29 protein-coding genes and 4 tRNA genes are annotated in these 26,808 nt (G+C 55.9%); all 33 read right to left on the bottom strand.

Translation table 11 applies throughout. The features are described 5' to 3' along the window. Positions 1 to 243: 243 nt before the first annotated feature. Complete coding sequence (gene rpsN / locus MUN81_RS04925; protein WP_035567891.1) at positions 244 to 513, bottom strand: 30S ribosomal protein S14; 270 nt, start codon at positions 511 to 513, stop codon at positions 244 to 246. A gap of 12 nt (positions 514 to 525) precedes the next feature. Next, positions 526 to 1,080 carry a 50S ribosomal protein L5 gene (gene rplE / locus MUN81_RS04920; protein ID WP_201985298.1) on the bottom strand — a complete coding sequence of 185 codons (555 nt, stop codon included), beginning with the start codon at positions 1,078 to 1,080 and terminating at the stop codon, positions 526 to 528. A 15-nt stretch (positions 1,081 to 1,095) separates the two neighbouring features. After that, positions 1,096 to 1,440 carry a 50S ribosomal protein L24 gene (gene rplX, locus MUN81_RS04915; RefSeq protein ID WP_196291011.1) on the bottom strand — a complete coding sequence of 115 codons (345 nt, stop codon included), beginning with the start codon at positions 1,438 to 1,440 and terminating at the stop codon, positions 1,096 to 1,098. Between the two features lie 3 nt (positions 1,441 to 1,443). Beyond that, entirely contained in the window at positions 1,444 to 1,812 is a 369-nt protein-coding gene (gene rplN / locus MUN81_RS04910) for a 50S ribosomal protein L14 (protein ID WP_035567895.1), read from the bottom strand. A gap of 9 nt (positions 1,813 to 1,821) precedes the next feature. After that, positions 1,822 to 2,118: a 30S ribosomal protein S17 gene (rpsQ, locus tag MUN81_RS04905; protein WP_196286022.1), complete on the bottom strand. Its 297-nt coding sequence runs from the start codon at positions 2,116 to 2,118 to the stop codon at positions 1,822 to 1,824. 5 nt (positions 2,119 to 2,123) lie between these two features. Beyond that, on the bottom strand, positions 2,124 to 2,336 hold the full coding sequence (rpmC, locus tag MUN81_RS04900; RefSeq protein ID WP_196291010.1) for a 50S ribosomal protein L29: 213 nt from the start codon (positions 2,334 to 2,336) through the stop codon (positions 2,124 to 2,126). 3 nt (positions 2,337 to 2,339) lie between these two features. Next, positions 2,340 to 2,765 carry a 50S ribosomal protein L16 gene (rplP, locus tag MUN81_RS04895; RefSeq protein ID WP_046246580.1) on the bottom strand — a complete coding sequence of 142 codons (426 nt, stop codon included), beginning with the start codon at positions 2,763 to 2,765 and terminating at the stop codon, positions 2,340 to 2,342. A gap of 108 nt (positions 2,766 to 2,873) precedes the next feature. Further along, a complete protein-coding gene (rpsC, locus tag MUN81_RS04890; RefSeq protein ID WP_196291009.1) occupies positions 2,874 to 3,761 on the bottom strand; it encodes a 30S ribosomal protein S3 in 888 nt (295 codons plus the stop codon). 6 nt (positions 3,762 to 3,767) lie between these two features. Next, complete coding sequence (gene rplV / locus MUN81_RS04885; protein ID WP_241937056.1) at positions 3,768 to 4,181, bottom strand: 50S ribosomal protein L22; 414 nt, start codon at positions 4,179 to 4,181, stop codon at positions 3,768 to 3,770. Position 4,182: 1 nt separating this feature from the next. After that, positions 4,183 to 4,461: a 30S ribosomal protein S19 gene (gene rpsS / locus MUN81_RS04880; protein ID WP_068191730.1), complete on the bottom strand. Its 279-nt coding sequence runs from the start codon at positions 4,459 to 4,461 to the stop codon at positions 4,183 to 4,185. A gap of 3 nt (positions 4,462 to 4,464) precedes the next feature. After that, positions 4,465 to 5,292, bottom strand: a complete 828-nt coding sequence (gene rplB / locus MUN81_RS04875) for a 50S ribosomal protein L2 (RefSeq protein WP_196291007.1) — start codon at positions 5,290 to 5,292, stop codon at positions 4,465 to 4,467. 51 nt (positions 5,293 to 5,343) lie between these two features. After that, positions 5,344 to 5,631, bottom strand: coding sequence for a 50S ribosomal protein L23 (gene rplW, locus MUN81_RS04870; protein WP_035567908.1), 288 nt, complete (start codon positions 5,629 to 5,631; stop codon positions 5,344 to 5,346). Continuing rightward, a complete protein-coding gene (gene rplD, locus MUN81_RS04865; RefSeq protein WP_245115527.1) occupies positions 5,631 to 6,269 on the bottom strand; it encodes a 50S ribosomal protein L4 in 639 nt (212 codons plus the stop codon). Before rplD ends, rplW begins: the two co-directional genes overlap by 1 nt. Before the next feature lie 9 nt (positions 6,270 to 6,278). Continuing rightward, positions 6,279 to 6,899, bottom strand: a complete 621-nt coding sequence (gene rplC, locus MUN81_RS04860) for a 50S ribosomal protein L3 (protein ID WP_196291005.1) — start codon at positions 6,897 to 6,899, stop codon at positions 6,279 to 6,281. A 149-nt stretch (positions 6,900 to 7,048) separates the two neighbouring features. Beyond that, the gene (locus MUN81_RS04855) at positions 7,049 to 8,323 is read right to left on the bottom strand and encodes an O-antigen ligase family protein (RefSeq protein WP_245115526.1); all 1,275 of its coding nucleotides are present in this window, start codon (positions 8,321 to 8,323) and stop codon (positions 7,049 to 7,051) included. A gap of 95 nt (positions 8,324 to 8,418) precedes the next feature. Continuing rightward, complete coding sequence (gene rpsJ, locus MUN81_RS04850; RefSeq protein ID WP_190925673.1) at positions 8,419 to 8,724, bottom strand: 30S ribosomal protein S10; 306 nt, start codon at positions 8,722 to 8,724, stop codon at positions 8,419 to 8,421. Positions 8,725 to 8,762: 38 nt separating this feature from the next. Then, positions 8,763 to 10,901, bottom strand: a complete 2,139-nt coding sequence (gene fusA, locus MUN81_RS04845) for an elongation factor G (protein ID WP_245115525.1) — start codon at positions 10,899 to 10,901, stop codon at positions 8,763 to 8,765. 103 nt (positions 10,902 to 11,004) lie between these two features. Then, entirely contained in the window at positions 11,005 to 11,472 is a 468-nt protein-coding gene (rpsG, locus tag MUN81_RS04840) for a 30S ribosomal protein S7 (RefSeq protein WP_035567919.1), read from the bottom strand. 90 nt (positions 11,473 to 11,562) lie between these two features. Then, the gene (rpsL, locus tag MUN81_RS04835) at positions 11,563 to 11,991 is read right to left on the bottom strand and encodes a 30S ribosomal protein S12 (protein WP_190925666.1); all 429 of its coding nucleotides are present in this window, start codon (positions 11,989 to 11,991) and stop codon (positions 11,563 to 11,565) included. A gap of 183 nt (positions 11,992 to 12,174) precedes the next feature. Continuing rightward, on the bottom strand, positions 12,175 to 12,498 hold the full coding sequence (locus tag MUN81_RS04830; RefSeq protein WP_046245258.1) for a DUF3467 domain-containing protein: 324 nt from the start codon (positions 12,496 to 12,498) through the stop codon (positions 12,175 to 12,177). Between the two features lie 396 nt (positions 12,499 to 12,894). Continuing rightward, positions 12,895 to 17,247 carry a DNA-directed RNA polymerase subunit beta' gene (gene rpoC / locus MUN81_RS04825; RefSeq protein ID WP_245115523.1) on the bottom strand — a complete coding sequence of 1,451 codons (4,353 nt, stop codon included), beginning with the start codon at positions 17,245 to 17,247 and terminating at the stop codon, positions 12,895 to 12,897. A 400-nt stretch (positions 17,248 to 17,647) separates the two neighbouring features. Then, positions 17,648 to 21,547, bottom strand: coding sequence for a DNA-directed RNA polymerase subunit beta (gene rpoB / locus MUN81_RS04820; RefSeq protein WP_245115522.1), 3,900 nt, complete (start codon positions 21,545 to 21,547; stop codon positions 17,648 to 17,650). 237 nt (positions 21,548 to 21,784) lie between these two features. Then, positions 21,785 to 22,162 carry a 50S ribosomal protein L7/L12 gene (gene rplL / locus MUN81_RS04815; RefSeq protein ID WP_201985334.1) on the bottom strand — a complete coding sequence of 126 codons (378 nt, stop codon included), beginning with the start codon at positions 22,160 to 22,162 and terminating at the stop codon, positions 21,785 to 21,787. A 62-nt stretch (positions 22,163 to 22,224) separates the two neighbouring features. Further along, positions 22,225 to 22,773, bottom strand: a complete 549-nt coding sequence (gene rplJ, locus MUN81_RS04810; protein WP_245115520.1) for a 50S ribosomal protein L10 — start codon at positions 22,771 to 22,773, stop codon at positions 22,225 to 22,227. Between the two features lie 15 nt (positions 22,774 to 22,788). Continuing rightward, on the bottom strand, positions 22,789 to 23,487 hold the full coding sequence (rplA, locus tag MUN81_RS04805; RefSeq protein WP_245115519.1) for a 50S ribosomal protein L1: 699 nt from the start codon (positions 23,485 to 23,487) through the stop codon (positions 22,789 to 22,791). 19 nt (positions 23,488 to 23,506) lie between these two features. After that, positions 23,507 to 23,950, bottom strand: a complete 444-nt coding sequence (gene rplK, locus MUN81_RS04800; RefSeq protein ID WP_245115518.1) for a 50S ribosomal protein L11 — start codon at positions 23,948 to 23,950, stop codon at positions 23,507 to 23,509. A 118-nt stretch (positions 23,951 to 24,068) separates the two neighbouring features. Then, entirely contained in the window at positions 24,069 to 24,635 is a 567-nt protein-coding gene (nusG, locus tag MUN81_RS04795) for a transcription termination/antitermination protein NusG (protein WP_196290995.1), read from the bottom strand. Between the two features lie 12 nt (positions 24,636 to 24,647). Then, on the bottom strand, positions 24,648 to 24,842 hold the full coding sequence (secE, locus tag MUN81_RS04790) for a preprotein translocase subunit SecE (RefSeq protein WP_245115516.1): 195 nt from the start codon (positions 24,840 to 24,842) through the stop codon (positions 24,648 to 24,650). 64 nt (positions 24,843 to 24,906) lie between these two features. Continuing rightward, positions 24,907 to 24,977, bottom strand: a tRNA-Trp gene (locus MUN81_RS04785). Between the two features lie 150 nt (positions 24,978 to 25,127). Further along, positions 25,128 to 26,318 carry an elongation factor Tu gene (tuf, locus tag MUN81_RS04780; RefSeq protein WP_198067442.1) on the bottom strand — a complete coding sequence of 397 codons (1,191 nt, stop codon included), beginning with the start codon at positions 26,316 to 26,318 and terminating at the stop codon, positions 25,128 to 25,130. A 171-nt stretch (positions 26,319 to 26,489) separates the two neighbouring features. Further along, a tRNA-Thr gene (locus MUN81_RS04775) sits at positions 26,490 to 26,561 on the bottom strand. Positions 26,562 to 26,577: 16 nt separating this feature from the next. After that, positions 26,578 to 26,650: transfer RNA gene (locus tag MUN81_RS04770), tRNA-Gly, on the bottom strand. A 21-nt stretch (positions 26,651 to 26,671) separates the two neighbouring features. Then, a tRNA-Tyr gene (locus tag MUN81_RS04765) sits at positions 26,672 to 26,751 on the bottom strand. Positions 26,752 to 26,808: the final 57 nt, after the last annotated feature.

Below are 26,808 nucleotides of genomic sequence, written 5' to 3'. Positions count from 1 at the left end.
AAAGCGGTAACCACTTCTTATGATTTTGTGCTTCGTATCGTATATATCCCAGAATCTTGATTTTTTTGAAACCAGAGTATGTTTCAAATCGAGTTTGGTCTGACAAGCATAAAGGAGGCTTATAAAGACGAAAGCAACCGTTTTGAAAGCATTTTTTGGTGATGGTCCCATAAACAAAAATAGACGCCCCAGCCGAAGCTGAAGCGTCTATCGAATTGCTTAGCGAAAAGCCTAAACCGGATACTACCAGCTCGACTTGGTCACACCGGGGATTTTCCCGGCCAGTGCCATTTCGCGGAAACGCACGCGGCTAATGCCAAACTTGCGCATGTAGCCGCGGGGGCGGCCGTCAATCATGTCGCGGTTGTGCAGGCGCACGGGCGAAGCGTTTTTGGGCAGCTTGTCGAGACCTTCGTAGTCGCCGGCAGCTTTCAGAGCCTTGCGCTTCTCAGCGTAGCGGGCCACGGTGGCAATGCGCTTGCGCTCCCGTGCTTTGATGGATTCTTTAGCCATGAGTTCGGAAGATTAAGCGTCTTTTTTAGCGTTGGCGAAAGGCATCCCGAACGCTTTCAGCAGCTCGTAGCTCTGCTCATCGTTCTCAGCCGTGGTCACGAACGTGATGTCCATGCCCGAGATGCCTTTGATTTTGTCAATCGAGATTTCGGGGAAGATGATTTGCTCCTTCACGCCGAGCGTGTAGTTGCCACGACCATCGAACCCTTTGTCGTTGATGCCTTTGAAGTCACGTACGCGGGGCAGGGCTACCGTCAGCAGACGGTCCATGAACTCGTACATTTTCTCGCCGCGCAGCGTCACTTTCGCGCCGATGGGCATGCCTTCGCGGAGCTTAAAGTTCGACACCGATTTCTTGGCGATGGTGGCAATGGCTTTCTGGCCGGTGATAACCGTCAGCTCTTCCACGCCGTTGTCGACCAATTTCTTGTCGGCTACCGCCGCGCCAATGCCGCGGTTGATGCAGATTTTGGTGATACGGGGTACCTGCATGATGCTCTTGAACTGGAATTTCTCCTGGAGCGCGGGTACGACGTCTTTTTTATAAATGTCTTTGAGACGGGCCATGATGGTGGGGGCTGCTTAAGCCGTTTTGGCAGAGGCACGCTTGGCTTTGGCCGGAGCAGCAGCCGGAGCTGCGGCCGCGGCGGCACCTTTACGTACCCGCTCACCGGTGGTGGGGTTGATAGCCTGCACGTTGCTCACGTGCATGGGCGCCTCCATCTTGGTGATGCCGCCCTGGGGCGATTTGGCGCTCGGCTTGTTGTGTTTCGTCACCAGGTTCAGGCCCTCAACGGTTACGCGCTGAGTCACCCGGTTCACCGACTTGATAACGCCGGTTTTGCCCTTTTCGTCGCCAGCAATCACCTTCACGGTATCGCCCGACTTTACGTGCAGCTGCACGGGGTCTGCTTTTCTGATAGCCATGGCTTAGAGTACTTCGGGGGCTAGGGATACGATTTTCATGAACTGACGCTCACGCAGCTCGCGGGCCACTGGGCCGAAGATGCGCGTGCCGCGGGGCTCGTCGTTGTTGTTGAGCAACACGGCGGCGTTGTCGTCGAAGCGGATGTACGAACCGTCTTTGCGGCGCACTTCCTTCTTCACACGTACCACCACGGCCTTGCTCACGGTGCCTTTCTTGGCGTTGCCCGAAGGGATAGCCGACTTGATGGCCACCACAATCTTGTCGCCAACGCTGGCGTATTTCTTGCCCGTGCCACCCAAAACGCGGATGCAGAGGACTTCCTTGGCGCCGCTGTTGTCGGCCACCGTCAGGCGGGATTCTTGCTGTATCATCGGTTCAGATTATTTAGCGCGTTCAACAATTTCAACCAGGCGCCACCGCTTGGTCTTGCTCAGCGGACGGGTGCTCATGATGCGCACCGTGTCGCCTTCGCCGCACTCGTTTTTCTCGTCGTGGGCGTGGAATTTCGTGGTTTTGGTCACGAACTTGCCGTACTTGGGGTGCTTTTGTTTCTGCACCACAGCCACGGTGATGGACTTGTCCATCTTCGAGCTCGTTACCGTGCCGGTGATTTCCTTGCGCATGTTGCGCGAGTCTTCAGCTACGGCTTGGTCTTGGGTTGTTACGTCGGTTGCCATCGGAATTAAGCGGGGTTAGAGGCCTGCTCGTTGTTCCGACGAGTCTGCTCGGTGAGCAAGCGGGCGACGTTTTTACGGTTGGCCTTGAGGCGGGCGGGGTTTTCCAGGGGCGAAATCGCGTGGGCGAAACGCAGCTGCTGGCCCTGAGCCTGCTCGGTTTTGATTTGCTCTTTCAGCGCTTCAGCGGAAAGGCCTTTGAGGTCGGTCTTGTTCTTCATGACTTAAGCAGCGTCCGTATAGTCGCGGCGAACCACGAATGAAGTTTTTACGGGGAGCTTCTGAGCCGCCAGACGCAGCGATTCTTTAGCTACTTCCAGCGACACACCGTCCGACTCGAACATGATTTGGCCGGGCTTCACGCAGGCCACCCAATACTCAGGCGAGCCTTTGCCTTTACCCATGCGCACCTCAGCGGGCTTCTTGGTAATCGGCTTGTCGGGGAAAATGCGAATCCATACTTGCCCTTCGCGTTTCATGGCGCGGGTCATGGCGATACGGGCAGCCTCAATTTGGCGAGCCGTAATCCAAGACACTTCCAGCGACTTGATAGCGAACGAACCGAAGTCTATGGAGCTGCCGCGGTAGGCCAAGCCTGTTACGCGACCCTTTTGCATCTTGCGATACTTGGTCCTTTTCGGTTGTAACATTTGATTTTAATAAAAGAGAGTGTTCTGTAAGAGAGAGGGGCGAACAGCCGAACATTTCGCTTCGTTCACCTGAAAGCGGCAAACGAAGCGAAATGACTTGACTTTGTTCTAGCGACGCGGGCCGCGAGCGGCACCGCCAGCAGCACCACCGCCTTGGGCGGGGCCATTGCGACGGGGACCAGCGTTGTCGCCGGCGCCACGGGGGGCGCGGTCGCCACCGCCAGCGTTGCCACGACCGGCACCACCGTCACGACGCGGGCCACGGTCGCCTTCGCGACGCTCGCCGCGGGGGCCACGGTCGTCACGACGACCACCGCCACCTTCGCCGCCACCGGGGTTGGTGAGCTGCTGGTTCGGCGAGAGGTCGGGCTTGCCGAACACCTCACCACGCATTACCCACACCTTGATGCCGATTTTGCCATACACGGTCTGAGCTTCCGACAGAGCGTAATCGATGTCGGCGCGCAGCGTGTGCAGCGGCGTACGACCTTCTTTGTACTGCTCCGAACGGGCAATTTCTGCACCGCCGAGACGGCCACCGCACTGAATCTTGATGCCTTCAGCACCAACACGCATCGCAGCCTGAATCGACATCTTCATGGCGCGACGGAAGGAGATACGAGCGGCCAGCTGCTGGGCGATGCTCTCGCCAACCAGCTTGGCATCCAACTCCGGACGCTTAATTTCGAAGATGTTGATTTGAACGTCTTTGCTGGTGATTTGCTTCAGCTCGTCCTTAATCTTGTCAACTTCCTGGCCGCCCTTACCGATTACCACACCCGGACGAGCCGTGTTGATGGTGATGGTGATGCGCTTCAGGGTGCGCTCAATCACAATGCGGCTGATGCCACCTTTCTGAATGCGCGCGTTGATGTACTTGCGGATTTTCTCGTCCTCCACCAGTTTCTCGGCGAAGTCCTTGCCGCCGTACCAGTTGGAGTCCCAGCCTTTGATAACTCCCAAGCGGAAGCCAACCGGATTTACTTTCTGTCCCATACTAAATTAGGATTTGGCGTCGGCCTTAGGGTTTTCGGTAGTGCCAACTTGCTTGGCGTGCTTGGAACCAAGCTTTTCAACCTTCGTGTCGATTTTCAGCGTCACGTGGTTGCTGCGCTTGCGGATGCGGTGACCACGACCCTGAGGGGCGGGGCGCAGGCGCTTCAGCTGGCGTCCTTCGTCCACGAAGATTTCGCTGATGTAGAGGTTTGCGTCCTCAATCCGCTCTTCTTCGTTGTGCTGCTGCCAGTTGGCCAAGGCCGAAAGGAGCAGTTTCTCAATCTTCTCGGCGCCGATGTTGGCTTCGAAGCGCAACAGGCCGAGGGCCTGCGTTACTTTCTTGCCGCGCACGAGGTCGGCCACCAGTCGCATCTTACGAGGCGAGGTCGGCACATTGCGGAGTTTTGCTACTGCTTCCATCTTAGCGCTTGCCTTTATCTTTTTTGGCGACGTGACCACGGAAGTTACGCGTCGGGGCAAATTCGCCCAACTTGTGTCCTACCATGTTCTCGGTCACATACACCGGGATGAACTTATTGCCGTTGTGAACAGCGAACGTGTGGCCAACGAAATCCGGGGAAATCATCGAGCGGCGCGACCAAGTCTTCACCACCGATTTCTTACCAGCCGTTTCGAGTGCCGTGACTTTCTTTTCCAGCCGGAAGTCAATGTACGGCCCTTTTTTGAGTGAACGTGCCATATATTACTTCTTGCCTTTGCGGCTCACAATCAGGTTCTCCGAATACTTGTTCTTGTTACGGGTCTTCTGGCCCTTAGCCAAAATGCCGTTGCGGCTCCGCGGGTGACCACCCGACGATTTGCCTTCGCCACCACCCATGGGGTGGTCGACAGGGTTCATTACCACACCACGAACGCGGGGACGACGACCAGCCCACCGGTTCCGGCCAGCTTTGCCCATCACGGTGTTCATGTGGTCACCGTTCGATACGGTACCAACGGTGGCCATGCAGGTAACGAGCACCATGCGCATCTCGCCCGAAGGCAATTTCAGCGTGGCGTACTTCTCTTCGCGGGCTACGATTTGGGCGTAGGTACCGGCCGAGCGGGCCATGGCCGCGCCCTGGCCGGGCTGCAATTCGATGTTGTGGAGGATGGTACCGAGGGGAATCTCGCGCAGCGGCAAGGTATTGCCTACTTCGGGAGCGACGCCGGGGCCCGACACAATCTTCGCGCCTACCGTCATGCCGGCGGGAGCGATGATGTAACGCTTCTCACCATCGGCATAGTTTACCAAGGCGATACGCGCAGTGCGGTTGGGGTCGTACTCGATGGACTTCACGACGGCCGGAACACCGGCTTTGTCGCGCTTGAAGTCCACGATGCGGTACTGGGTTTTATGACCACCGCCGATGTAGCGGTTGGACATTTTACCGGAAGAGTTCCGGCCACCCGATTTGGAGAGGGAAGTCATCAGCGACTTCTCCGGGGTCGACGTCGTAATCTCGTCGAACGCCGGCGCAACGCGGAAGCGCTGCCCTGGGGTTGTTGGTCTGAGTTTTTTAAGTGCCATTACTAGCTAGTTGTGCTTTTGCGGCGAAAAATTTGAGGCGAAGCTTGCGGCCTAGAGGTTGCCGTAGAAGTCGATTACATCGCCTTCTTTCACGGTCACAATGGCTTTCTTGCCGTGGGCGCGACGACCGGAAACCTGGCCGCCTTTGGTGCCTTTCGACTTCATTTTGCCAATGGTGCGCATCGTGTTGATGTCGGTAATCGTCACGCCGTACAGCGTTTCGATGTCCTTCTTGATTTGCACTTTGTTGGCGGTGCGCTCCACTTCGAAAGTGTAGCGACCTTTCTCGTTGAGGCCGGTGGCCTTTTCGGTAACGATGGGGCGTTTCAGCGTGCTCATTATTCGGCGGTGCTATAGAGTTCAACCAATGAAGCCATGCCGTCTTCCGAAATCAGGAGCGTGTCCGTGTTCAGCAGGTCGTGGGTGTTGAGGCCGATGGGCGTTGACACTTTCACTTTCTGCAGGTTGCGGGCGCTGAGGATGACGTTCTTGTTCACCTCGCCGGTTACAAGCATGGTCTTTTTGCCGTTGGTCAGCTTGAGGCCGTCCAGGATGGCAACGAAGTCCTTGGTGCGGGGAGCCGACATGGCAATGTTCTCCACAACGGAGATTTTGCCATCCTTCGCTAGGCTCGACAGAGCCGACAAACGAGCTACGCGCTTGGTCTTCTTGTTCAGCTTGAAGCTGTAGTCGCGGGGCTGCGGACCGAACATCCGGCCACCACCTACGAACACACCCGACTTCATGCTGCCGGCGCGGGCACCGCCCGTACCTTTTTGTTTCTTCAGCTTCTTCGTGGTGCCGTGCACCTCGTTCCGCTGCTTGGACTTGTGCGTGCCCTGGCGCTGGTTGGCCAAGTACTGCTTCACGTCCAGGTACATCACGTGCTCGTTTACTTCGAGACCGAAGATGGCGTCAGACAGGGTCACTTTGCGGCCGGTGTCTTCGCCTTTGAGGTTATATACTGCGAGTTCCATCGTACTAGTCTATTTCTCGATTACCACGTAAGAATTCTTCGCGCCGGGAATCGAGCCGCTCACCAGAATCAGGTTCTTGTCGCCTACTACGCGCATCACCTTCAGGTTCTGTACTTTCACGCGGTCGTTGCCCATGCGGCCACCCATGCGCATTCCTTTGAATACGCGCGAAGGCCAGGAGCAAGCACCGATAGAACCGGGGTGACGCAGGCGGTTATGCTGACCGTGGGTCTGGCCACCAACACCCTGGAAGTTGTAACGCTTTACAACACCCTGGAAACCCTTGCCTTTAGAAGTGCCTACTACGTCCACGAACTCGCCCTCTTCGAAAAGAGTAGCGTCGATGGTGGCGCCAGCGGCGTAGGTCGATTCGGCGTCGAGGCGGAATTCAACCAATTTTTTCTTGGGGGTCGTACCGGCTTTTTTGAAGTGACCAACCAAGGCTTTGGTGGTGTTCTTCTCTTTTTTCTCGCCGTACCCAATTTGAATGGCGGTGTAACCGTCATTCGCGATAGTCTTAACCTGCGTCACTACGCACGGACCCGCTTCAATGAGCGTGCAGGGAATGTTTTTCCCATCCGGAGTGAAGAGGCTTGTCATACCGATTTTTTTACCGATGATGCCAGGCATTCTGTTAATGATTAAATGACACAAAAAGAAAACGACCGAGTGCCGTTTTCGCTAAGGGAGTGCAAAGATAGGAAAAAAGGCCCGGGTATCACAATGACACCTAGAAATATTTTCTAGGTGAGGCTGTTAGCTTCCGGAAGGAGTTTTTTTTAGGCCGGACGCCAGTTGGGGTCCTGGTCGTCGCAGGGCAATAGACCCTGCAGGGCCAGCAACAGAAAAAACACCACAAACGCCAGCCCTATCTGCGTTTCCAGCGTGTACTCTACCAAAAATGAAAGGGCAATGCTCACATACTGGGCAACAAGCAGTGGGGCCTTCTTCCGACGGGCCCACCACGCGGGGTAGAATAGGCCGACTATGCCTACAACCAAACCTAAAGCGCCGAAAGCAGCCAGATTGTACAGAAACTGGTTGTGTGGCAAAATGTAATACTCACTGGTCATCTCTGGGTATTCCTCCGCATACCGAATAGCCATCTCATCTTCCAGGTCGGGCTTGCCCACGCCTAACAGAGGGTTATCACGCCATACCTCCAACGCCGCTTTGTATGAATACAGGCGCCCGGAAATCGAAAACTTCTTGCCTTCAGAGCTGCTCTTCTGCTTGGCTTTGCTAACGTCTTCCTTCGTATTGGTAATCTTATTTCGAAACGTGGGGAAAGCAATATAGCTTATCACCGGCAACAGCAGTAAACACCCTGCAAGTGCAGCTGCCCGTTTCCATTGCTGCCTGCACAGCACCAGCCACAGAATGGCTAGCCCCCCCAACGCATAAAACGTCATTTCTCCACTGCGCACCGCCAACATGTGGAGGAAGAGCGCAAGCGCAACTACGGCGCTGCCTAGCCAGATGCGCCAGGAATGTTTCACTGCCCGGTGCTCCAGTAGTAGCACGCCGGCGGCAATGGCCAAGGTGATGATGAGGCTGAACCGGATGTGGTCAGGCTCGGTGGGCATCACCTTGGAGTGGTAATAACTTTCGTTGATTTCGGTGGCGTGGAGCAGGTAGTTGACAGTAGCCCCCATGGCTGCAAGTGCAGTCACACCTATCAAGAGCAACCAGAGCCAGCGCAAATAGCGGCTTGGGAGCGCCGGCAACAACCAGAACCCCAATCCCAACCCCAGAATAGGCAATTGCAGCACCAAGTCTTGGCAGTAGGCCGTGATGTTTGTTGCAGTGGTATGGAAGCCCGCAGATGCGTGTACCAGAAAAAGCAGGAACAAGCTGCCAAACACCGGCCAAAGCTGTTTGTGAGCTATTCGACGGTGGGAAACCGCATACATCAAGCCTGTGGCCGCCACCCCTGCTATCCCAATGCTTGGCAACACCCGAAACCAGTCGGCAACGAAAATGCCGACAATGACACAGCCACAAAAGAACAATGCGGCCAGATGCAAGCGAGCAAGTGTGAAAACAGATTGCATGTAGGCAAGAGTGTACGCCGCAAGTTCCAAAGAAAAAGCCCCACCGCAACAAAGTACGGTGGGGCTTTCTTTCAATTCACGCTGAAATCGAATCCTCAGACTTTGATTTCCACGTCAACGCCGCTGGGCAACTCCAGCTTCATCAGTGCGTCAACAGTTTTCGACGAAGTCGAGAAGATGTCCACGAGGCGCTTGTAGGTGCAGAGCTGGAATTGCTCCCGGCTCTTCTTGTTCACGTGGGGCGAGCGCAGCACGGTGAACTTCTCCTTTTGCGTGGGCAACGGAATGGGGCCGCTCACGATGGCACCGGTGGCCTTCACGGCCTTCACGATTTTCTCGGAGGATTTGTCGACCAAGTTGTGGTCGTAGCTTTTCAGCTTGATGCGAATTTTCTGGTTCATTGTGTTGGATAGGGGCCGATTGCCCCAGTTAGAAAAGCTTATTTACCTCCTTTAGTTTTGGCGATGATGCCTTCGGCCAGGTTGGTGGGCACTTGCTCGTAGTGCGAGAACGTGAGCGATGCCGAAGCACGACCCGACGAAATCGTACGCAGGGCAGTTACGTAACCGAACAGTTCCGACAGCGGAACGTCAGCCTTGATAACTTGAGCACCAGCTTTGGTGTCCATGCCTTTCATCAGACCACGACGACGGTTCAAGTCACCGGTTACGGGCCCCGTGTACTCGTCGGGGCATACTACTTCAACGGCCATGATGGGCTCGAGCAGCTTCGGACCAGCCTTGCGAGCGGCTTCACGGAAACCGTCACGGGCGGCGAGTTCGAACGACAGGGCGTCCGAGTCAACGTCGTGGAACGAACCGTGGTACAGACGCACCTTCATGGCTTCGAGCGGGAAGCCGGCCAGCGGACCACGCTTCATGGCTTCTTCGAAACCTTTCTGGATGGGCTGGATGAATTCGCGGGGAATAACACCGCCTACGATGGCGTTGTCGAACTCCAGACCGGGTTTCTCCGGCTCGGTTTCTTTCGGGCCCAGCTCAAACACGATGTCGCCGAATTTACCGCGGCCACCGGTCTGCTTCTTGTAGGTTTCGCGGTGGTCAACCACCTTGGTGAGAATCTCCTTGTAGGCCACCTGCGGGGCACCCTGGTTGATTTCCACTTTGAATTCACGACGCATGCGGTCGATAATGATTTCAAGGTGCAATTCGCCCATGCCGCGGAGGATGGTCTGGCCGGTTTCCTCGTCCGTGTTCACGCGCAGCGTGGGGTCTTCCTCGATGAGCTTGGCAATGGCCATGCCCATTTTGTCGACGTCAGCCTGCGTTTTCGGCTCGATGGCGTAACCGATTACCGGCTCGGGGAAGCTCATCGACTCCAGAACCATCGGGTTCTTCTCGTCGGTCAGCGTGTCACCGGTTTTGATGTCTTTGAAACCAACACCTGCAGCAATGTCACCGGCCTGAATCTTGTCGATGGGGTTCTGCTTGTTGGAGTGCATCTGCATGAGACGCGAGATACGCTCCTTTTTGCCGGTGCGGTTGTTGAGCACGTATGAGCCCGAGTCCAGCACGCCGCTGTAGCAGCGGAAGAAGCACAGACGGCCTACGAACGGGTCGGTCGCAATTTTGAACGCCAGGGCGGTGAAGGGCTCCGAGTTGTCGGGGTGACGCTCCATTTCCTCGCCGCTCTCGGGGTTGGTACCGATAATGGCGGGCATGTCGAGGGGCGACGGCAGGTACGCCATTACGGCATCCAGCATGGTCTGCACACCCTTGTTTTTGAAGGCCGAACCGCAAAGCACGGGCGAGAACTTCATGTCGATAACCGCTTTGCGGATTACCACCATCATTTCCTCGCGGGTAATGGAGTCCGGGTCGTCGAAGAATTTCTCCATCAACGTATCATCGTATTCAGCAACGCTTTCCACGAGCTTCTCGCGCCACTCGCGCACCGTGTCAACGAGGTCCTCGGGAACGGGGATTTCGTCGTACGATTTGCCTTCGGTTTTGTCGTCCCACACGATGGCTTTGCCAGTCAGCAGGTCAACTACTCCTTTGAAGGTTTCTTCGGCACCAATCGGAATCTGGAGGGGAATGGGGTTTGCGCCCAGTTTCTCCTTGATTTCGTTCACGGCTTTGAAGAAGTCAGCGCCGGCACGGTCCATCTTGTTGACGAAGCAAATGCGGGGCACTTTGTATTTGTCAGCCTGACGCCATACGGTTTCCGACTGCGGCTCCACACCCGAAACGGCGCAGAACAGGGCCACGGCACCGTCGAGCACGCGCAGCGAACGTTCTACTTCTACCGTGAAGTCAACGTGGCCGGGGGTGTCAATCAGGTTGATTTTGTACTGCTTGGTGTCAGCAGTCGGGTCACCCTTGATATCGGTGGGGTAGTTCCAGAAGGTAGTGGTGGCAGCCGAGGTAATCGTGATGCCGCGCTCCTGCTCCTGCTCCATCCAGTCCATCGTGGCGGCACCATCGTGCACTTCCCCGATTTTGTGGGTTTTACCCGTGTAGTACAGAATACGCTCCGACGTCGTGGTCTTACCGGCGTCGATGTGCGCCATAATCCCGATGTTGCGGAGGTAATAAAGGTCTTTGTTAACGGCCATTGTTACAATAAGTGAATGAGTGAATGGCTGAATGGGTGAATGAGGTAAATGGTTCCGCTTAGAATCATTCACTCATTCACCCATTCAGTCATTCGCACTTGTATTAGAAACGGAAGTGCGAGAAGGCCTTGTTGGCCTCGGCCATGCGGTGGGTGTCGTCTTTTTTCTTAACGGCAGCACCTTCGCCTTTGGCAGCGGCGATGATTTCGCCAGCTAGCTTGTCCTTCATGGTCTTCTCACCACGGCGACGGGCGTACTGAATCATCCACTTGGCACCCACCGAAATGCGGCGGTCGGCGCGCACTTCAATCGGAACCTGGAAGGTGGCACCACCTACGCGGCGGCTTTTCACTTCCACAGTGGGCATCACGTTGTTCAACGCTTTGCGCCACATTTCGAGGCCGCTCTCCTTGGTGCGCTGCTCCACGAGGTCGCAGGCGTCATAGAAGATGGTGTACGCCAGGTTTTTCTTGCCGTCGTACATCATGTAGTTCACGAAACGGGTTACCAGCGTCTCCTTGTACTTAGGGTCCGGCAGCAAGATGCGCTTCTTCGGTTTTGACTTTCTCATGATAGTAGTAAGTATGTAGTAGTAAGTATTGAGTAGCGAGCAGCAGGACTAGCCTGCTACTCAATACTTATTACTCGCTACTAATTCTATTTATTTCTTTTTACCGGGTGCTGGTTTGCCACCTTTGCCAGTTGCCGCGGGCTGACCGGGCTTCGGACGCTTGGCACCGTACTTCGAGCGGCGCTGCGTGCGGCCGTTTACACCGGCGGTGTCCAGGGCGCCACGGATGATGTGGTAACGCACGCCTGGCAAGTCTTTAACCCGGCCGCCACGAATCAGCACGATGCTGTGTTCCTGGAGGTTGTGGCCTTCACCGGGAATGTATGCGTTTACTTCCTTACCGTTGGTAAGGCGCACACGGGCCACTTTGCGCATAGCCGAGTTCGGCTTCTTAGGCGTGGTGGTGTACACACGGGTGCACACGCCCCGACGCTGCGGGCACGAATCAAGGGCGGGCGACTTCGACTTGGTAGTCAAAGCCTCACGGCCTTTCCGTACGAGTTGGTTAATGGTTGGCATTTAGAGAATGGTTGGTTTGGAGCCGTTTGCCCCTAAAATTTGGCTTGCAAAGGTAAGAGTATTCCGCCGCAATAGCAAACAGAGTGAGGATGTTAATTTTAGGAGTATCGGGTTTGGCCCAAAAAGTAAAGCGCCTCCACTGGAAAATGGAGGCGCTTTCGCAGCCAAAGCATCTGGTTCCGCTTACGCCTCCCCTACTGCGCCGCCGAAGTTCATCGGATAGCTAGGGGCTTCGCTCTGCATCTTGATGGTGCCGAATGCGGCTTCAAACCGCTCGATATTCTCGGTGAGGGCTTGCAGCAGGCGCTTGGCGTGCTCGGGCGTGACGACGATGCGCGCCTTCACCTTGGCCTTGGGCAGGCCGGGCATCATGCGGATGAAGTCAATCACAAACTCGCTGTTGCTATGCGCAATCATGGCGAGGTTGGCGTATTCGCCCTCGGCCATGGCTTCGGAAAGCTCGATGTTGATGGCGTTAGGGTCCGGGTTTTGGTCGGTGGGTTGCATGTTTTGCAGGTGTGATTAAAACGTTTGATTACAGTTGTGATGTCCTTCTGTGCTCTTTTGGAAAGAACAACACAGTGCATAGTCCTACCATGAAAGGGATGAACAAGACTATTCTGCCCATAGGGCTTATCCCTAGTTCACTTAATATTTTACCAAACTTGCATTTAATAAGCGTAGCTACGACAAAGCTTAATAGTGTACCCGCCGAGCGAACTAATAATGATTCACGGTTTAAGACTAAGTATAATAGCCCAACGCACATAGCAACTGCTATACATGTTGATATGAACCAGAAGTCTACTATGATTTCAAAAAGTGCTGCCATAAGCGAAAAGTAAACAGAAAAAGCCGACCGGGTCACCCCAGTCGGCTTTTCCATTACAAACCTACGGCAGATTACTCAGCCGACACTTCGCGCTTGCCAGCACGGCTGGGGCGCTTGGCGGGAACGGCCGCTTCGGCCGCCTGGGCGGCTTGGGCAGCTTCCATCTCCTCTTTCGAGCCTACTACCTGACGCGTGTACTCGCGCAAGCCAGTACCGGCCGGGATGAGGTGACCGACGATTACGTTCTCTTTCAAGCCCAACAGCTGGTCGGCCTTGCCGCGGATGGCGGCTTCGCTCAACACCTTGGTCGTCTCCTGGAAGGAAGCGGCCGAGATGAACGAGGCCGTACCCAACGACGCCTGCGTGATGCCTTGCAGCGTGGGGCGCGACACGGCGGGCTGGGCATCGCGCACTTGCACCAGGGCAAGGTCGCGGCGCTTCAGGCTGCTATTCTCGTCGCGGAGGCGACGGGCCGTCACAATCTGACCGGGCTTCAGGTTGGTCGAGTCACCGGCTTCGGTCACGACTTTCATGTCGATAATCATGTCGTTCTCGGCCATGAAGATGATTTTGTCAATCACTTGGTTTTCGAGGAACGACGTGTCACCGGCATCTAGAATCACGACTTTCTGCATCATCTGGCGGACTACCACTTCGATGTGCTTATCGTTGATTTTCACACCCTGCAAGCGGTACACTTCCTGAATCTCGTTCACGAGGTATTCCTGCACGGCGCCGGGGCCCTGAATGTTCAGGATATCGGTCGGCGTGATGGCACCATCCGACAGCGGCGCACCAGCGCGTACGAAGTCGTTGTCCTGCACCAGAATGTGCTTCGACAGCGGCACCATGTACTTCTTCTTCACGCCGTCTTTCGACTCCACGAAGATTTCGCGGTTGCCACGCTTCACCGAGCCATAGGTTACCACACCATCGATTTCCGACACCACGGCCGGGTTCGACGGGTTGCGGGCTTCGAAGAGTTCGGTCACACGCGGCAGACCACCGGTGATGTCGCGGGTTTTGCCCACCGAGCGCGGAATCTTAGCCAGAATGTGGCCGGCGGTGATTTTGTCACCGTTTTCCACGTTCAAGTGCGAGCCCACGGGGATGCTGTAGCCTTTCTGGCCTTCCACATCGCCTTTTTTACCGGGGCGCACAATGATAGACGGGTTCTGGTCCTTCGCCTTCGATTCGATGATTACCTTCTCGCGGTGGCCGGTCTGTTCGTCCGATTCTTCGCGGTAAGTAATGCCTTCGGTGATGGCGTCGAACACCACGGTACCATCGAACTCGGCCAGAATAACGGCGTTGTAGGGGTCCCAGGTGTTCAGCTCGGCGCCTTTCTCCACCTCCTGGCCTTCCTTCACCAGCATGAACGAGCCGTACGGCACGTGGTTAGTGGTGAAGACGCGGCCGGTGCCTTTCTCCACGATGCGGATTTCACCCGAGCGACCCATCACCACGTCGGCCTTGCGGCCTTCGCCGTCGGTCGTCGTCACGGTGCGCACGTCCTCGAATTCTACCACACCGGCGAACTTGGCTTTGATGCTCGATTCAACGGCGATGTTGGAAGCCGTACCACCTACGTGGAAAGTACGCAGGGTCAGCTGCGTGCCCGGCTCACCAATCGACTGGGCGGCGATAACACCTACTGCCTCGCCACGCTGCACCATGCGACCCGAGGCCAGGTTGCGGCCGTAGCACTTGGCGCAGATGCCGCGCTTGCTTTCGCAGGTCAGCACCGAACGGATTTCCACCGACTCAATACCGGCGATGTCGATACGGCGCGTCGTGTCTTCCTTGATTTCCGAGCCGGAAGCCAGGATAACCTCGTTGGTGTTCGGGTCCACGATGTCGTGAACGGTCACACGGCCGAGGATGCGCTCCGACAGCGGCTCCACGATGTCTTCGTTGTCTTTCAACGCGAAGGTCTCGATGCCACGGAGGGTACCGCAGTCCTGCTCGTTCACAATCACGTCCTGCGACACGTCTACCAGACGACGGGTCAGGTAGCCGGCGTCAGCCGTCTTCAGAGCCGTGTCAGCCAGACCTTTACGGGCACCGTGCGTCGAGATGAAGTACTCGATTACGTCGAGGCCTTCTTTGAAGTTCGACAGAATCGGGTTTTCGATAATCTCGCCAATCGAGCCTTGCAGCGACTTCTGGGGCTTGGCCATCAGACCACGCATCCCGCCCAGCTGACGAATCTGCTCGCGCGAGCCGCGGGCCCCCGAGTGCATCATCATGTAGATGGAGTTGAAGCCCTGGTTTTCCTTCTCCAGACGGCCCATCAATGTTTCCGTAATCTGGTTGTTGATGCGCGTCCAGATGTCGATAACCTGGTTGTAACGCTCGTTGTCCGTAATCAGACCCATCTGGTAGTTCTGGGTTACGGCCGCTACGTCGGCTTGCGCCTGCTTCACCAGCTCATCTTTCTCTTTCGGGATGTTGATGTCGCCCAGCCCCATGCTCAGACCGCCTTTGTAGGCCGACTGGAAACCGAGGGTCTTGATGTCATCGAGGAACTGCGCGGTGCGGGCCATGCCCGTGCGCTTGAACACCAGCGAAATGATTTGCTGGAGCTTCTTCTTGGTCAGCAGCTCATCTACGAAACCTACTTCCTCGGGCACGAGCTGGTTGAACAGCACGCGGCCAGCCACGGTGTCAACCACCTTGGTCACGAGGTCGTCGTTTTCGTCGCGCACTTTCGTACGCACCTTAATGAAGGCGTGCTTCGAGAGCTGGCCTTCGTTGATGGCGATAACAACTTCTTCGTCCGAGTAGAACATCCGGTCTTCACCTTTGATGATTTCGTTCTCGGTCGAGCGCTTACCCTTGGTTACGTAGTACAGGCCCAGAACCATGTCCTGCGACGGTACTGCGATGGGCGCGCCGTTGGCGGGGTTCAGGATGTTGTGCGAGGCCAGCATGAGCATGGAGGCTTCCAGAATAGCGGCCGGGCCGAGGGGCACGTGCACAGCCATCTGGTCACCGTCAAAGTCAGCGTTGAAGGCCGTACACACGAGCGGGTGCAGCTGGATAGCCTTGCCCTCGATGAGGCGCGGTTGGAACGCTTGGATACCCAGACGGTGCAGCGTAGGAGCACGGTTGAGGAGCACCGGGTGGCCTTTCAGCACGTTCTCCAGGATGTCCCACACCACGGCGTCCTTGCGGTCCACAATTTTCTTGGCCGACTTCACCGTCTTCACAATGCCGCGCTCGATGAGCTTACGGATGATGAACGGCTTGAACAGCTCGGCTGCCATGTTCTTGGGCAGGCCGCACTCGTGGAGCTTCAGTTCAGGACCTACCACGATTACCGAACGACCCGAGTAATCGACACGCTTACCGAGCAGGTTCTGACGGAAGCGGCCCTGCTTGCCTTTCAGCATATCGGACAGCGACTTCAGAGCGCGGTTGCCCTCGGCGCGCACGGCGTTCACCTTACGCGAGTTGTCGAACAAGGAGTCAACAGCCTCTTGCAGCATGCGCTTCTCGTTCCGCAGAATCACCTCGGGCGCTTTGATTTCAATTAGGCGCTTGAGGCGGTTGTTGCGGATGATAACGCGACGGTACAGGTCGTTCAAGTCGGAAGTGGCGAAACGGCCACCGTCCAACGGCACGAGGGGGCGCAGTTCCGGCGGAATCACCGGCACCATGCGGATAACCATCCACTCGGGCTTGTTCTCGATGCGGGTAGCAGCGTCGCGGAAAGCTTCCACCACGCGCAGGCGCTTCAATGCCTCAGCCTTACGCTGCTGCGAGGTTTCGTGGGCAGCCGAGTCACGCAGCGAGTAGCTCAACTCGTCCAGGTTGATGCGCTCCAGCAGCATGTGCAGGGCATCGGCACCCATGCGGGCGATGAACTTGTTGGGGTCCTCGTTGGGCAGCATCTGGTTCTCCCGGGGGAGCTTGTCGATGATGTCCAGGTATTCATCCTCGGTGAGGAAGTCGAGTACTTGCACGCCTTCTTCAGCCAGCGAACCGGGCTGAACAACGACATACCGCTCGTAATAAATAATCTGGTCGAGCTTCTTGGTGGGCAGGCCCAGCAGGTAGCCGATTTTGTTGGGGAGCGATTTGAAGTACCAGATGTGGGCAACGGGTACCACCAGTTCGATGTGGCCCATGCGCTCACGACGCACCTTCTTCTCGGTCACCTCCACGCCGCAACGGTCGCAGATAATGCCTTTGTAGCGAATGCGCTTGTACTTACCGCAGTGGCATTCCCAGTCCTTCACCGGACCGAAAATCCGCTCGCAGAACAGGCCACCCATTTCGGGCTTGTACGTGCGGTAGTTGATGGTTTCAGGCTTCACTACTTCGCCGGTGCTGCGCTCCAGAATTGCTTCGGGCGAGGCCAGCGAGATAGTGACTTTGGAGAAGTCCTGAACTACTTTCTTGTTTTTTGCGAAAGCCATTTGATTGGGGTTAAGCTAGTAGCTGTTTGGCTTTGAGCTGCTTGAGTCTGCGCCGTTCGCCAGAAGGGCGCAAGGATTTCAAACAGTTTGACGCTTCAAAAAGTGCCTTTGCTTAACAGATAGGTATGTCGGGCAAAGGCACTCTGAAAAGGTCGAAAAATTAAAACTGACGGCAGGGCAGAATGATGAGAAGGCCTTCGATTAAGATTCACTGGGGTCTTTGATGCTGCACTGACCATATCTCGGAACAGCCCCCGCTCCTCTTTCACCGAAGCGTTTTCTCACCTTTCGTTACCAGAGTCGCTCAATCAGCGCCTCCTGTTGCCTGCCAATCAGTGGTTAATGGTTAGTGATTAACGGTTAGTGCTCAATCAAAAACTAACCACTAACCATTAGAAACCTATTCCATCGTGATTTCGAGTGCCAGACCACGCAGTTCGTGGAGCAACACGTTGAACGACTCGGGGATATTCGGCTTGGGCAGGACGTCGCCTTTTACAATGGCTTCGTACGCCTTCGCGCGGCCCACCACGTCATCCGATTTCACGGTCAGGATTTCCTGGAGCACGTTGGAAGCACCGAAGGCCTCCAGTGCCCACACTTCCATCTCGCCGAAGCGCTGGCCACCGAACTGCGCCTTACCACCCAGCGGCTGCTGCGTGATGAGCGAGTACGGCCCGATGGAACGAGCGTGCATCTTGTCGTCCACCAAGTGACCCAGCTTGAGCATGTAAATCACGCCCACGGTTACCGGCTGGTCGAAACGGTCGCCCGTTAAACCATCGTGCAGGTAAGCACGACCCCAGTCGGGCAGGCCAGCTTCGGTCAGTTCACGAGCTACTTCATCCTCGGTAGCGCCGTCGAAAATCGGAGTCGAGTAGGTACGACCCATTTTCAGACCAGCCCAGCCAAGCACCGTCTCGTAAATCTGACCGATGTTCATGCGGCTTGGTACACCCAGCGGGTTCAGCACGATGTCCATCGGCGTGCCGTCGGGCAGGAAAGGCATGTCCTCATCGCGCACGATGCGGGCTACCACACCCTTGTTACCGTGGCGGCCGGCCATTTTATCACCCACCTTCAGCTTGCGCTTCTTAGCGATGTATACTTTGGCCAGCTGCACGATGCCGGCAGGCAGTTCGTCGCCCACTTCCAGGGTGAAGCGCTGACGCTTGAATTTCGCGGTGATGGTGTTGCGGCGCTTGGCGTAGTTACGCACCAGTTCCAGCACCAAGCCATTCACGCGGGCATCAGCCGTCCAGCCTTCCAGAATCAGGTCCTTAAACAGGTTCACCTCTTCCGGAACGGCGTAGTTGCTCTCGTCCTTATAGGGGTTCTTCTCCGGGAACATACCCTCGGTGATGTTCTTGCGGTTGAACTTCACGCCCTTGGCAATCATTTCCTCGCCGAAGCGATGCTTGATGCCCTGCGACGTTTTGCCTTCCAGCAATTGCACCAGCTTGTCAATCATGACCGCCTTTACGCCCCGCAGTTCCTGCGCGTAAGTCGACTTCAGGTCTTCTACTTCCTTCTTCGACTTGGCCCGCAGGTTTTTGTCTTTCTTCGGACGCGAGAAGAGCTTGGTGCCAATCACTACCCCGTTTAAGGAGGGCGGCGCCTTAAGCGAAGCATCCTTCACATCGCCGGCCTTATCGCCGAAGATGGCACGGAGCAGCTTCTCTTCCGGAGTCGGGTCCGTCTCGCCTTTCGGCGTGATTTTGCCAATCAGGATGTCGCCTTCCTTCACCTCCGCACCGAGGCGGATGATGCCGTTGTCGTCGAGGTTGCGCACGGCTTCTTCGCTCACGTTCGGAATTTCCGAGGTCAGCTCTTCTTCGCCGCGCTTGGTTTCGCGCACTTCCAGCTCAAACTCCTCAATGTGAATCGAGGTAAAGATGTCGTCGCGCACTACACGCTCCGAGATGACGATGGCATCCTCGAAGTTGTAGCCCTGCCACGGCATGAATGCCACCTGCATGTTGCGGCCCAGAGCGAGTTCGCCCTGGTTGGTGCCGTAGCCTTCGCACAGGGGCTGGCCTTTGCTCACCCGCTCGCCACGCTTCACGAGCGGCGTCAGGTTAAGGCAGGTGTCCTGGTTGGTGCGACGGAACTTGATGAGGTCGTAAGTAATACGCTCGGCGTCGAAGCTCACCATGATGTCGTCCTCCGAGAGGTCGTACTTCACGATAATCTTGTTAGCGTCTACGAAGTCAATTACGCCCTCGCCTTCGGCCATAATCAGCGTGCGCGAGTCGGTGGCAATACGGCCTTCCAGACCCGTGCCCACAATCGGAGCCTCGGGACGGAGCAGCGGCACAGCCTGACGTTGCATGTTCGAGCCCATGAGCGCACGGTTGGCGTCATCGTGCTCCAGGAACGGAATCAGCGAGGCAGCGACCGATACAATCTGGTTCGGGGCCACGTCCATGTAGGAGTACTCCTCGGGGCTTACCACGGGGAAGTCACCTTCGAAACGACCTTTCACCAGCTCCTGGGTCAGCTTGCCGTTGTCGTCCAACAGCGAGTTGGCTTGGGCGATGTGGTGCGTGTCCTCTTCCTCAGCGGTCAGGAACTTCACATTCTCGCTCATGTCCACCTTGCCGGCTTTCACGTCGCGGTAAGGCGTCTCGATGAAGCCCATCGAGTTCACGCGGGCATGCACGCACAGCGACGAAATCAGACCGATGTTCGGGCCTTCCGGCGTCTCGATGGTACACAGACGGCCGTAGTGCGTGTAGTGCACGTCACGTACTTCGAAACCAGCGCGCTCACGCGACAGACCTCCCGGCCCGAGTGCCGATACGCGACGCTTGTGCGTCACCTCGGCCAGCGGGTTGGTTTGGTCCATGAACTGCGACAGCTGGTTCGTACCGAAGAACGAGTTAATCACGCTCGACAGAGTACGGGCGTTAATCAGGTCAACCGGCTTGAAGTCTTCGTTGTCGCGCACGTTCATGCGCTCCTTGATGGTACGCGCCATACGGGCTAGGCCCACGCCGAACTGAGCGTAAAGCTGCTCGCCCACGGTGCGCACGCGACGGTTGCTCAAGTGGTCAATGTCATCGACAATGGCCTTCGAGTTAATCAAGCCAATCAGGTACTTCACGATGAGCACAATGTCCTCATTGGTCAGCACCCGCGACTCCTGCGCCATATCAATCTGCAGCTTCTTGTTAATCCGGTAGCGGCCTACTTCCCCGAGGTCGTAGCGCTTGTCCGAGAAAAACAGCTTCTGGATGATGTCGCGAGCGGTTTCTTCGTCCGGAGCCTCCGTGTTGCGGAGCTGGCGGTAAATCTGCTCAACAGCTTCTTTCTCCGAGTTGGAGTTGTCCTTCTGCAGCGTGTTGTAGATGATGGCGAAGTCCGCGATGTTCACGTTTTCGCGATGCAGAATAACCGACTTAGCGCCGGCCTCCAGAATCACGTCGATGTCAGCGTCCTCAATCGTAGCATCGCGCTCCAGCAACACTTCGTTGCGGTCGATGGATACCACTTCGCCGGTGTCCTCGTCCACGAAGTCTTCCGTCCAGGTGCGCAGCACCCGGGCGGCCAGCTTGCGGCCCACCACTTTCTTGAGGTTTTTCTTATCGGCTTTCACCTCTTCCGACAGCCCGAACAAGTCGAGAATGTCTTTGTCGGTGCCGTAGCCGATGGCGCGAAGCAGCGTCGTCACCGGGAATTTCTTCTTCCGGTCGATGTACGCGTACATCACGTTGTTCACGTCCGTGGCAAACTCAATCCACGAGCCTTTGAACGGAATAATGCGGGCCGAATACAGCTTGGTGCCGTTAGTGTGCTTGCTCTGGGCGAAGAACACACCCGGCGAGCGGTGCAGCTGCGATACGATAACGCGCTCGGCGCCGTTAATAACGAACGAGCCCTTCACGGTCATGTATGGGATGTTCCCGAGGAACACCTCCTGCTCAATCGTTTCGAAGTCCTCGTTGTCCTTATCATTGCAAATCAGACGCAGCTTGGCTTTCAGCGGAACCGAATAAGTCAAACCACGGTCGATGCACTCGTCAACCGAATATTTCGGCGGGTCGACGTGGTAATCGATAAAGTTGAGCACGAAGTTTTCGCGCGAGTCCGAAATCGGAAAGTTTTCGGCGAACACTTTGAACAATCCTTCGTTAGAACGACGCTCAGCAGCGGTTTCCAACTGAAAGAATTCTTGGAACGAGCGCACCTGCACGTCCAGGAAGTCCGGGTACTCAATAACCTTCTTAATCTTGGCGAAATTGATTCGCTCGGCGGCCGTTTTCTTGAGGGCGGCCGTCTGTGCTTTCGGTGTAGCCAATGCGATGGGGATTATAAGATGGACACAGAAGCGTAAATTGGGAAGCCGGGGTGGCGGCTCATCAGCGGCGCGATGCGCTCCCTAACCACCTGTGCAACAAGATGGTTAGCTGACATAGCAAAAGCGCGAACCGGGTAGCTCGCGCGGTTGACACGCTACAAACAGGAAAAGACCTGGCTAAGTTGCCAGGTCTAATCCTTATTTGAAGCGGGTCCGGAGATGCTTCAGGAGCAGAAACTACTTAACTTCTACTTCAGCACCGGCTTCCTCAAGCTGCTTCTTCAGCGACTCAGCCTCGTCTTTGGTTACGCCTTCTTTCAGGGGCTTAGGAGCACCGTCAACCAGTTCTTTGGCTTCTTTCAGGCCCAGACCGGTCAGGTCTTTCACCAGTTTCACCACAGCCAGTTTCTGGCCACCGGCAGCCTTCAGGATAACGTCGAACGACGTCTTCTCCTCAGGAGCTTCTTCAGTTGCAGCGGGGCCAGCAGGACCAGCAACTACTGCAGCAGCAGCAGGCTCGATGCCGTACTCGTCCTTCAGGATGCCTGCCAATTCGTTTACTTCTTTCACCGTCAGGTTTACAAGCTGCTCAGCGAATGCTTTCAAATCTGCCATTTCTGTAGATTGTTAAAAAAATGTGTTGTTGAAAATGTAAAGAGGGGCGAAAAAGCTGCTGATTAAGCGGCCTCTTTTTCGCTGAGGGTTTTGAGGATGCCGGCCAGTTTGTTGCCGCCGCTCGACAGAGCAGAGATAACATTTTTGGCAGGCGACTGGAGCAGACCGATGAGTTCACCGAGCAGTTCCTGCTTGCCTTTGATGGTGGTCAGGCCTTCGAGCTGGTTGGCACCGATGTAGATGCTGGCATCTACGTAGGCACCTTTCAGCACAGGCTTAGGCTCAACACCGCGGGGGTAAGCTTGCGCTTTGTAGAAGTCACGCAGCATCTTGGCAGGAGCCGAGCCGCTCTCCGTGGAGAACAACACGCCCGACTGGCCTTTCAGCGCGGCATCCATTTCCGACGTGTCGTGGCCGAGCGTATCCAGCGCCTTGCGGATGAAGGTGTTTTTGTACACCTTGTATTCCAGGCCGCGGTTGAATGCCAGACGACGGAAGTCGTTGATTTTCGCTACCGACATCACCGAAGCATCGACGATGTAGAACGAGTTGTGCGATTGCATTTTTCCGCTCAACTCATCCACGAGGGCTTGTTTTTCTTCCCGAGTCATGTTTGGTTGGTTTAATTAGCTAGCGGAATTTACTTGGCTGTCAACCGGAACGGCGGGCGACATCGTGCTCGAGAGCGTGATGCTCTTGATGTAGGTACCTTTCGAAGACGAAGGCTTCAGGCGACCCAACGTCTGGATTACCTCCAAAGCGTTTTCGGCCAGCATTTTCGGGTCGAACGATACTTTACCCACCGAGCAGTGAATGATACCGGTTTTGTCAACTTTGAAGTCGATTTTACCAGCTTTCACTTCCTGCACAGCCTTGGCTACGTCGGTCGTTACGGTGCCCGACTTCGGGTTCGGCATCAAACCACGGGGACCGAGCACACGGCCCAGGCGACCCACTTTGGCCATTACGGCCGGCATGGTGATGATGACGTCGATGTCGGTCCAGCCTTTCTCGATTTTCGAGATATAGTCGTCCAGACCCACGAAGTCGGCGCCAGCGGCAGTGGCTTCGGCCTCCTTGTCGGGAGTAACCAGGGCCAGAACGCGAACGGTTTTGCCGGTGCCGTGGGGCAGGGTGGCCACGCCACGAACCATCTGGTCCGCTTTGCGGGGGTCCACACCGAGGCGAACGTCGATATCTACGGATGCGTCAAACTTGGTGTAGGTAATGTCCTTCACCACTTTGGCGGCTTCCACGAGGCTGCGCACTTGCGTCAGGTCGTGTTTGGCAAGGGCTTCCTTGCGCTTTTTGCTTACTTGTGCCATCTGTCTTTTCTCCGTTTAATTATTCAGCAAAAGGAGAATCGCCCTTGATGGTAATGCCCATGCTGCGAGCCGTGCCGGCCACCTGCTTCATGGCAGCTTCCACCTGGAAAGCGTTCAAGTCAGGCATTTTGGTTTCGGCAATGGTACGCACCTGGTCCCACGTCACGGAGCCCACTTTGTTACGGTTCGGCTCTTTCGAACCGCTCGTCAACTTGGCAGCTTCCATGAGCAGCACCGGAGCCGGTGCCGTCTTCACCACGAAGTCGAACGACTTGTCGGTGTACATGGTGATGAGTACAGGACAAACTTGGCCGGCTTTATCTTGGGTGCGAGCATTGAACTGCTTGCAAAACTCCATGATGTTCAAGCCTTTGCTACCAAGTGCAGGTCCTACCGGCGGCGAAGGGTTCGCGGCGCCTCCCTTTATCTGCAGACGCAGATAACCTCTGATTTCTTTGGCCATTTGATTGGTTTGGCTGCGGCTCCTGCGTCGTAACTCGCGCTTGCCTCAGTATAGTAAACTCCTGTTTGGAAGCCCCGCCGACCCGGAGCAATTAGCCGGCGTGGTATAGTCGATGAGGTTAGACCTCTTTTTCTACTTGGGTGTAGCTGAGTTCTACCGGCTGCGAGCGGCCGAAGATTTTCACCACTACGTTCAGCTTCTTACGCTCTTCAAATACTTCGTCCACGTTGCCGGAGAAGCCGTTGAAGGGGCCGTCCACCACTTTCACGAGTTCGCCCACTACGTAGGGCTTGTCGAGAGTAGCGTCGGCTTGCTGCTCGGCCTCATCCACGATGCCGAGGATGCGGTTGACTTCGGAGATGTGCAGCGGAACGGGTTTGTTGTTCGTTGCGTCCTTCTTGTCTTTGTCGCCGAGGAAACCAATCACGCCGGGCGTGCTGGTGATGATGTGGTCCACCTCACCGTGACCGAGGTCGGCGTGAATGATGATGTACCCGGGGTAGAGGTTCCGCTCGCGCACGCGCTTCTTGCCGTTGCGCATCTCAAACACCTTCTCTACCGGAATCAGTACCTGCGGAACAAGCTCGGTCAGGTTGTGCCGACCGAGCTCCGTTTCGAGGTAATTCTTGGCTTTCTTTTCCTGGCCGCTCACGGAGCGCACCACGTACCATTTCAATTCGCCCATCTTGACTGCTGACTAGCGAAACGAGTTGTAAAATGCTTTAAGTACCGACTCAAAGCTGACATCCATGACGCCTACCACGATGGCAAACACAAGCGAACCAATCAGCACGAGGCCGGCGCTTTTCTGCAGCTCGGTCGTGGAAGGCCACGTTACGTTGTAGCGCATTTCCTCGATGGTGGCGCGGAAATAATTGCTCAGTTTGTCCATTGGTTGAGGAAAAAACAGCGTTGCTGCTGATAACGACATGGAGCGGGCCAACTGGCCCAGATTGCACGAGTGGAGAGATTCGAACTCCCATCAAAGGTTTTGGAGACCTCTATTCTACCCTTGAACTACACTCGTTTATTCACATTCCCACTTAGCGCATTTCGCCAAAGGGAGTGCAAAGGTAAGAGAAACAGCGGACAAAACAAATACGCCCTTCTGTTTCAGCGTAAAAAAGCCGCTCCCGATGTTCCGGAAGCGGCTTTTTTTTACTGATTAAGCCGGAGCTTAGTCGAGAACTTCGGTTACCTGACCGGCACCTACCGTACGGCCACCCTCACGGATAGCGAAACGGAGGCCTTTCTCCATTGCCACCTTGTTGATGAGCTCAACGGTGATGGTGATGTTATCGCCGGGCATTACCATTTCAACGCCCTCGGGGAGGGTGATGATGCCAGTAACGTCGGTGGTACGCAGGTAGAACTGCGGACGGTAGTTGTTGAAGAACGGCGTGTGACGGCCACCTTCCTCTTTCGAGAGAACGTACACCTCAGCCTTGAACTTCTGGTGGGGGGTTACCGAGCCGGGCTTGCAGATAACCATGCCGCGACGGATGGCTTCTTTTTCAATACCACGGAGCAGCAGACCTACGTTGTCACCAGCTTCGCCACGGTCAAGGATTTTGCGGAACATTTCCACACCCGTAACCGTCGACTTCAGGCCAGCAGCAGCGCCCATGCCGAGGATGTCAACTTGGTCGCCCGAGTTGATAACGCCGCGCTCGATACGACCGGTAGCCACGGTGCCGCGGCCGGTAATCGAGAACACGTCTTCTACCGGCATCAGGAAGGGCAGGTCGGTCAGACGAGCAGGAATCGGAATGAACGAGTCAACCGCGTCCATCAGCTCGTTGATTTTGGGAACCCAGTTGGCATCGCCGTTCAGGCCGCCGAGGGCCGAACCCTGGATAACCGGAATGTTGTCGCCGTCGAAGTCGTAGAACGAGAGGAGTTCGCGGATTTCCATTTCCACCAGCTCGAGGAGCTCGGGGTCATCCACCATGTCCACTTTGTTCATGAACACCACCAGCTGGGGAACACCTACCTGACGGGCGAGCAGGATGTGCTCACGGGTCTGGGGCATCGGGCCGTCGGTAGCAGCTACCACGAGGATAGCGCCGTCCATCTGGGCAGCACCCGTTACCATGTTCTTCACATAGTCAGCGTGACCGGGGCAGTCAACGTGAGCGTAGTGACGGTTGGCGGTGGAGTACTCTACGTGAGCGGTGTTGATGGTGATACCACGCTCTTTTTCTTCGGGAGCATTGTCAATCGAAGAGAAGTCACGCTTTTCGGCCAAGCCCTGGTTAGCCAGCACCATGGTGATAGCAGCGGTCAGGGTGGTCTTGCCGTGGTCGACGTGGCCGATGGTACCGATGTTTACGTGCGGCTTGGACCGGTCGAAATTTTCTTTAGCCATTGTAAAGAGTAAAAAAAGAGGTGGTGAAGTGAATTTGAGGTAAAAACGGACCCTACACGAAGAAAGCGAGACTCAGCCCCTACTGTAATAGAAAACTGTGCGTCGCTTGCCTGAGAGAACCGTGCCGGCGGCCGGAATAATTCCGACCGCTGGACTTTGGGTAATAATCTGAGCCATTTATGGGATTTGAACCCATGACCTCTTCCTTACCAAGGAAGTGCTCTACCACTGAGCTAAAACGGCTTATTTTGAAAACGTGAGCGGGAGACGAGGTTCGAACCCGCGACCTGCAGCTTGGAAGGCTGCCGCTCTACCAACTGAGCTACTCCCGCAGATGGTATTGTTTAATAAAGTGGGGGTAACAGGACTCGAACCTATGAACCCGAAGGAGGTGAGTTACAGTCACCCGCAATTGCCGCTATGCGATACCCCCAATTTGGTGCTTCCCGGCCGATTGCTGAGAGGCGTGACCCTTCCGTTTTGACTAGCA

The sequence above is a fragment of the Hymenobacter sp. 5317J-9 genome (assembly GCF_022921075.1).
Taxonomy (GTDB): Bacteria; Bacteroidota; Bacteroidia; order Cytophagales; family Hymenobacteraceae; genus Hymenobacter.
This window is presented reverse-complemented; position numbering and strand designations above follow the sequence as displayed.

Excerpts from the sequence above, each read along its gene's own strand:
- rpsN (WP_035567891.1), bottom strand. The coding sequence starts at position 513 with ATGGCTAAAGAATCCATCAAAGCACGGGAGCGCAAGCGCATTGCCACC.
- rplE (WP_201985298.1), bottom strand. The coding sequence starts at position 1,080 with ATGGCCCGTCTCAAAGACATTTATAAAAAAGACGTCGTACCCGCGCTC.
- rplX (WP_196291011.1), bottom strand. The coding sequence starts at position 1,440 with ATGGCTATCAGAAAAGCAGACCCCGTGCAGCTGCACGTAAAGTCGGGC.
- rplN (WP_035567895.1), bottom strand. The coding sequence starts at position 1,812 with ATGATACAGCAAGAATCCCGCCTGACGGTGGCCGACAACAGCGGCGCC.
- rpsQ (WP_196286022.1), bottom strand. The coding sequence starts at position 2,118 with ATGGCAACCGACGTAACAACCCAAGACCAAGCCGTAGCTGAAGACTCG.
- rpmC (WP_196291010.1), bottom strand. The coding sequence starts at position 2,336 with ATGAAGAACAAGACCGACCTCAAAGGCCTTTCCGCTGAAGCGCTGAAA.
- rplP (WP_046246580.1), bottom strand. The coding sequence starts at position 2,765 with ATGTTACAACCGAAAAGGACCAAGTATCGCAAGATGCAAAAGGGTCGC.
- rpsC (WP_196291009.1), bottom strand. The coding sequence starts at position 3,761 with ATGGGACAGAAAGTAAATCCGGTTGGCTTCCGCTTGGGAGTTATCAAA.
- rplV (WP_241937056.1), bottom strand. The coding sequence starts at position 4,181 with ATGGAAGCAGTAGCAAAACTCCGCAATGTGCCGACCTCGCCTCGTAAG.
- rpsS (WP_068191730.1), bottom strand. The coding sequence starts at position 4,461 with ATGGCACGTTCACTCAAAAAAGGGCCGTACATTGACTTCCGGCTGGAA.
- rplB (WP_196291007.1), bottom strand. The coding sequence starts at position 5,292 with ATGGCACTTAAAAAACTCAGACCAACAACCCCAGGGCAGCGCTTCCGC.
- rplW (WP_035567908.1), bottom strand. The coding sequence starts at position 5,631 with ATGAGCACGCTGAAACGCCCCATCGTTACCGAAAAGGCCACCGGCCTC.
- rplD (WP_245115527.1), bottom strand. The coding sequence starts at position 6,269 with ATGGAACTCGCAGTATATAACCTCAAAGGCGAAGACACCGGCCGCAAA.
- rplC (WP_196291005.1), bottom strand. The coding sequence starts at position 6,899 with ATGCCTGGCATCATCGGTAAAAAAATCGGTATGACAAGCCTCTTCACT.
- MUN81_RS04855 (WP_245115526.1), bottom strand. The coding sequence starts at position 8,323 with ATGCAATCTGTTTTCACACTTGCTCGCTTGCATCTGGCCGCATTGTTC.
- rpsJ (WP_190925673.1), bottom strand. The coding sequence starts at position 8,724 with ATGAACCAGAAAATTCGCATCAAGCTGAAAAGCTACGACCACAACTTG.
- fusA (WP_245115525.1), bottom strand. The coding sequence starts at position 10,901 with ATGGCCGTTAACAAAGACCTTTATTACCTCCGCAACATCGGGATTATG.
- rpsG (WP_035567919.1), bottom strand. The coding sequence starts at position 11,472 with ATGAGAAAGTCAAAACCGAAGAAGCGCATCTTGCTGCCGGACCCTAAG.
- rpsL (WP_190925666.1), bottom strand. The coding sequence starts at position 11,991 with ATGCCAACCATTAACCAACTCGTACGGAAAGGCCGTGAGGCTTTGACT.
- MUN81_RS04830 (WP_046245258.1), bottom strand. The coding sequence starts at position 12,498 with ATGCAACCCACCGACCAAAACCCGGACCCTAACGCCATCAACATCGAG.
- rpoC (WP_245115523.1), bottom strand. The coding sequence starts at position 17,247 with ATGGCTTTCGCAAAAAACAAGAAAGTAGTTCAGGACTTCTCCAAAGTC.
- rplL (WP_201985334.1), bottom strand. The coding sequence starts at position 22,162 with ATGGCAGATTTGAAAGCATTCGCTGAGCAGCTTGTAAACCTGACGGTG.
- rplJ (WP_245115520.1), bottom strand. The coding sequence starts at position 22,773 with ATGACTCGGGAAGAAAAACAAGCCCTCGTGGATGAGTTGAGCGGAAAA.
- rplA (WP_245115519.1), bottom strand. The coding sequence starts at position 23,487 with ATGGCACAAGTAAGCAAAAAGCGCAAGGAAGCCCTTGCCAAACACGAC.
- rplK (WP_245115518.1), bottom strand. The coding sequence starts at position 23,950 with ATGGCCAAAGAAATCAGAGGTTATCTGCGTCTGCAGATAAAGGGAGGC.
- nusG (WP_196290995.1), bottom strand. The coding sequence starts at position 24,635 with ATGGGCGAATTGAAATGGTACGTGGTGCGCTCCGTGAGCGGCCAGGAA.
- secE (WP_245115516.1), bottom strand. The coding sequence starts at position 24,842 with ATGGACAAACTGAGCAATTATTTCCGCGCCACCATCGAGGAAATGCGC.
- tuf (WP_198067442.1), bottom strand. The coding sequence starts at position 26,318 with ATGGCTAAAGAAAATTTCGACCGGTCCAAGCCGCACGTAAACATCGGT.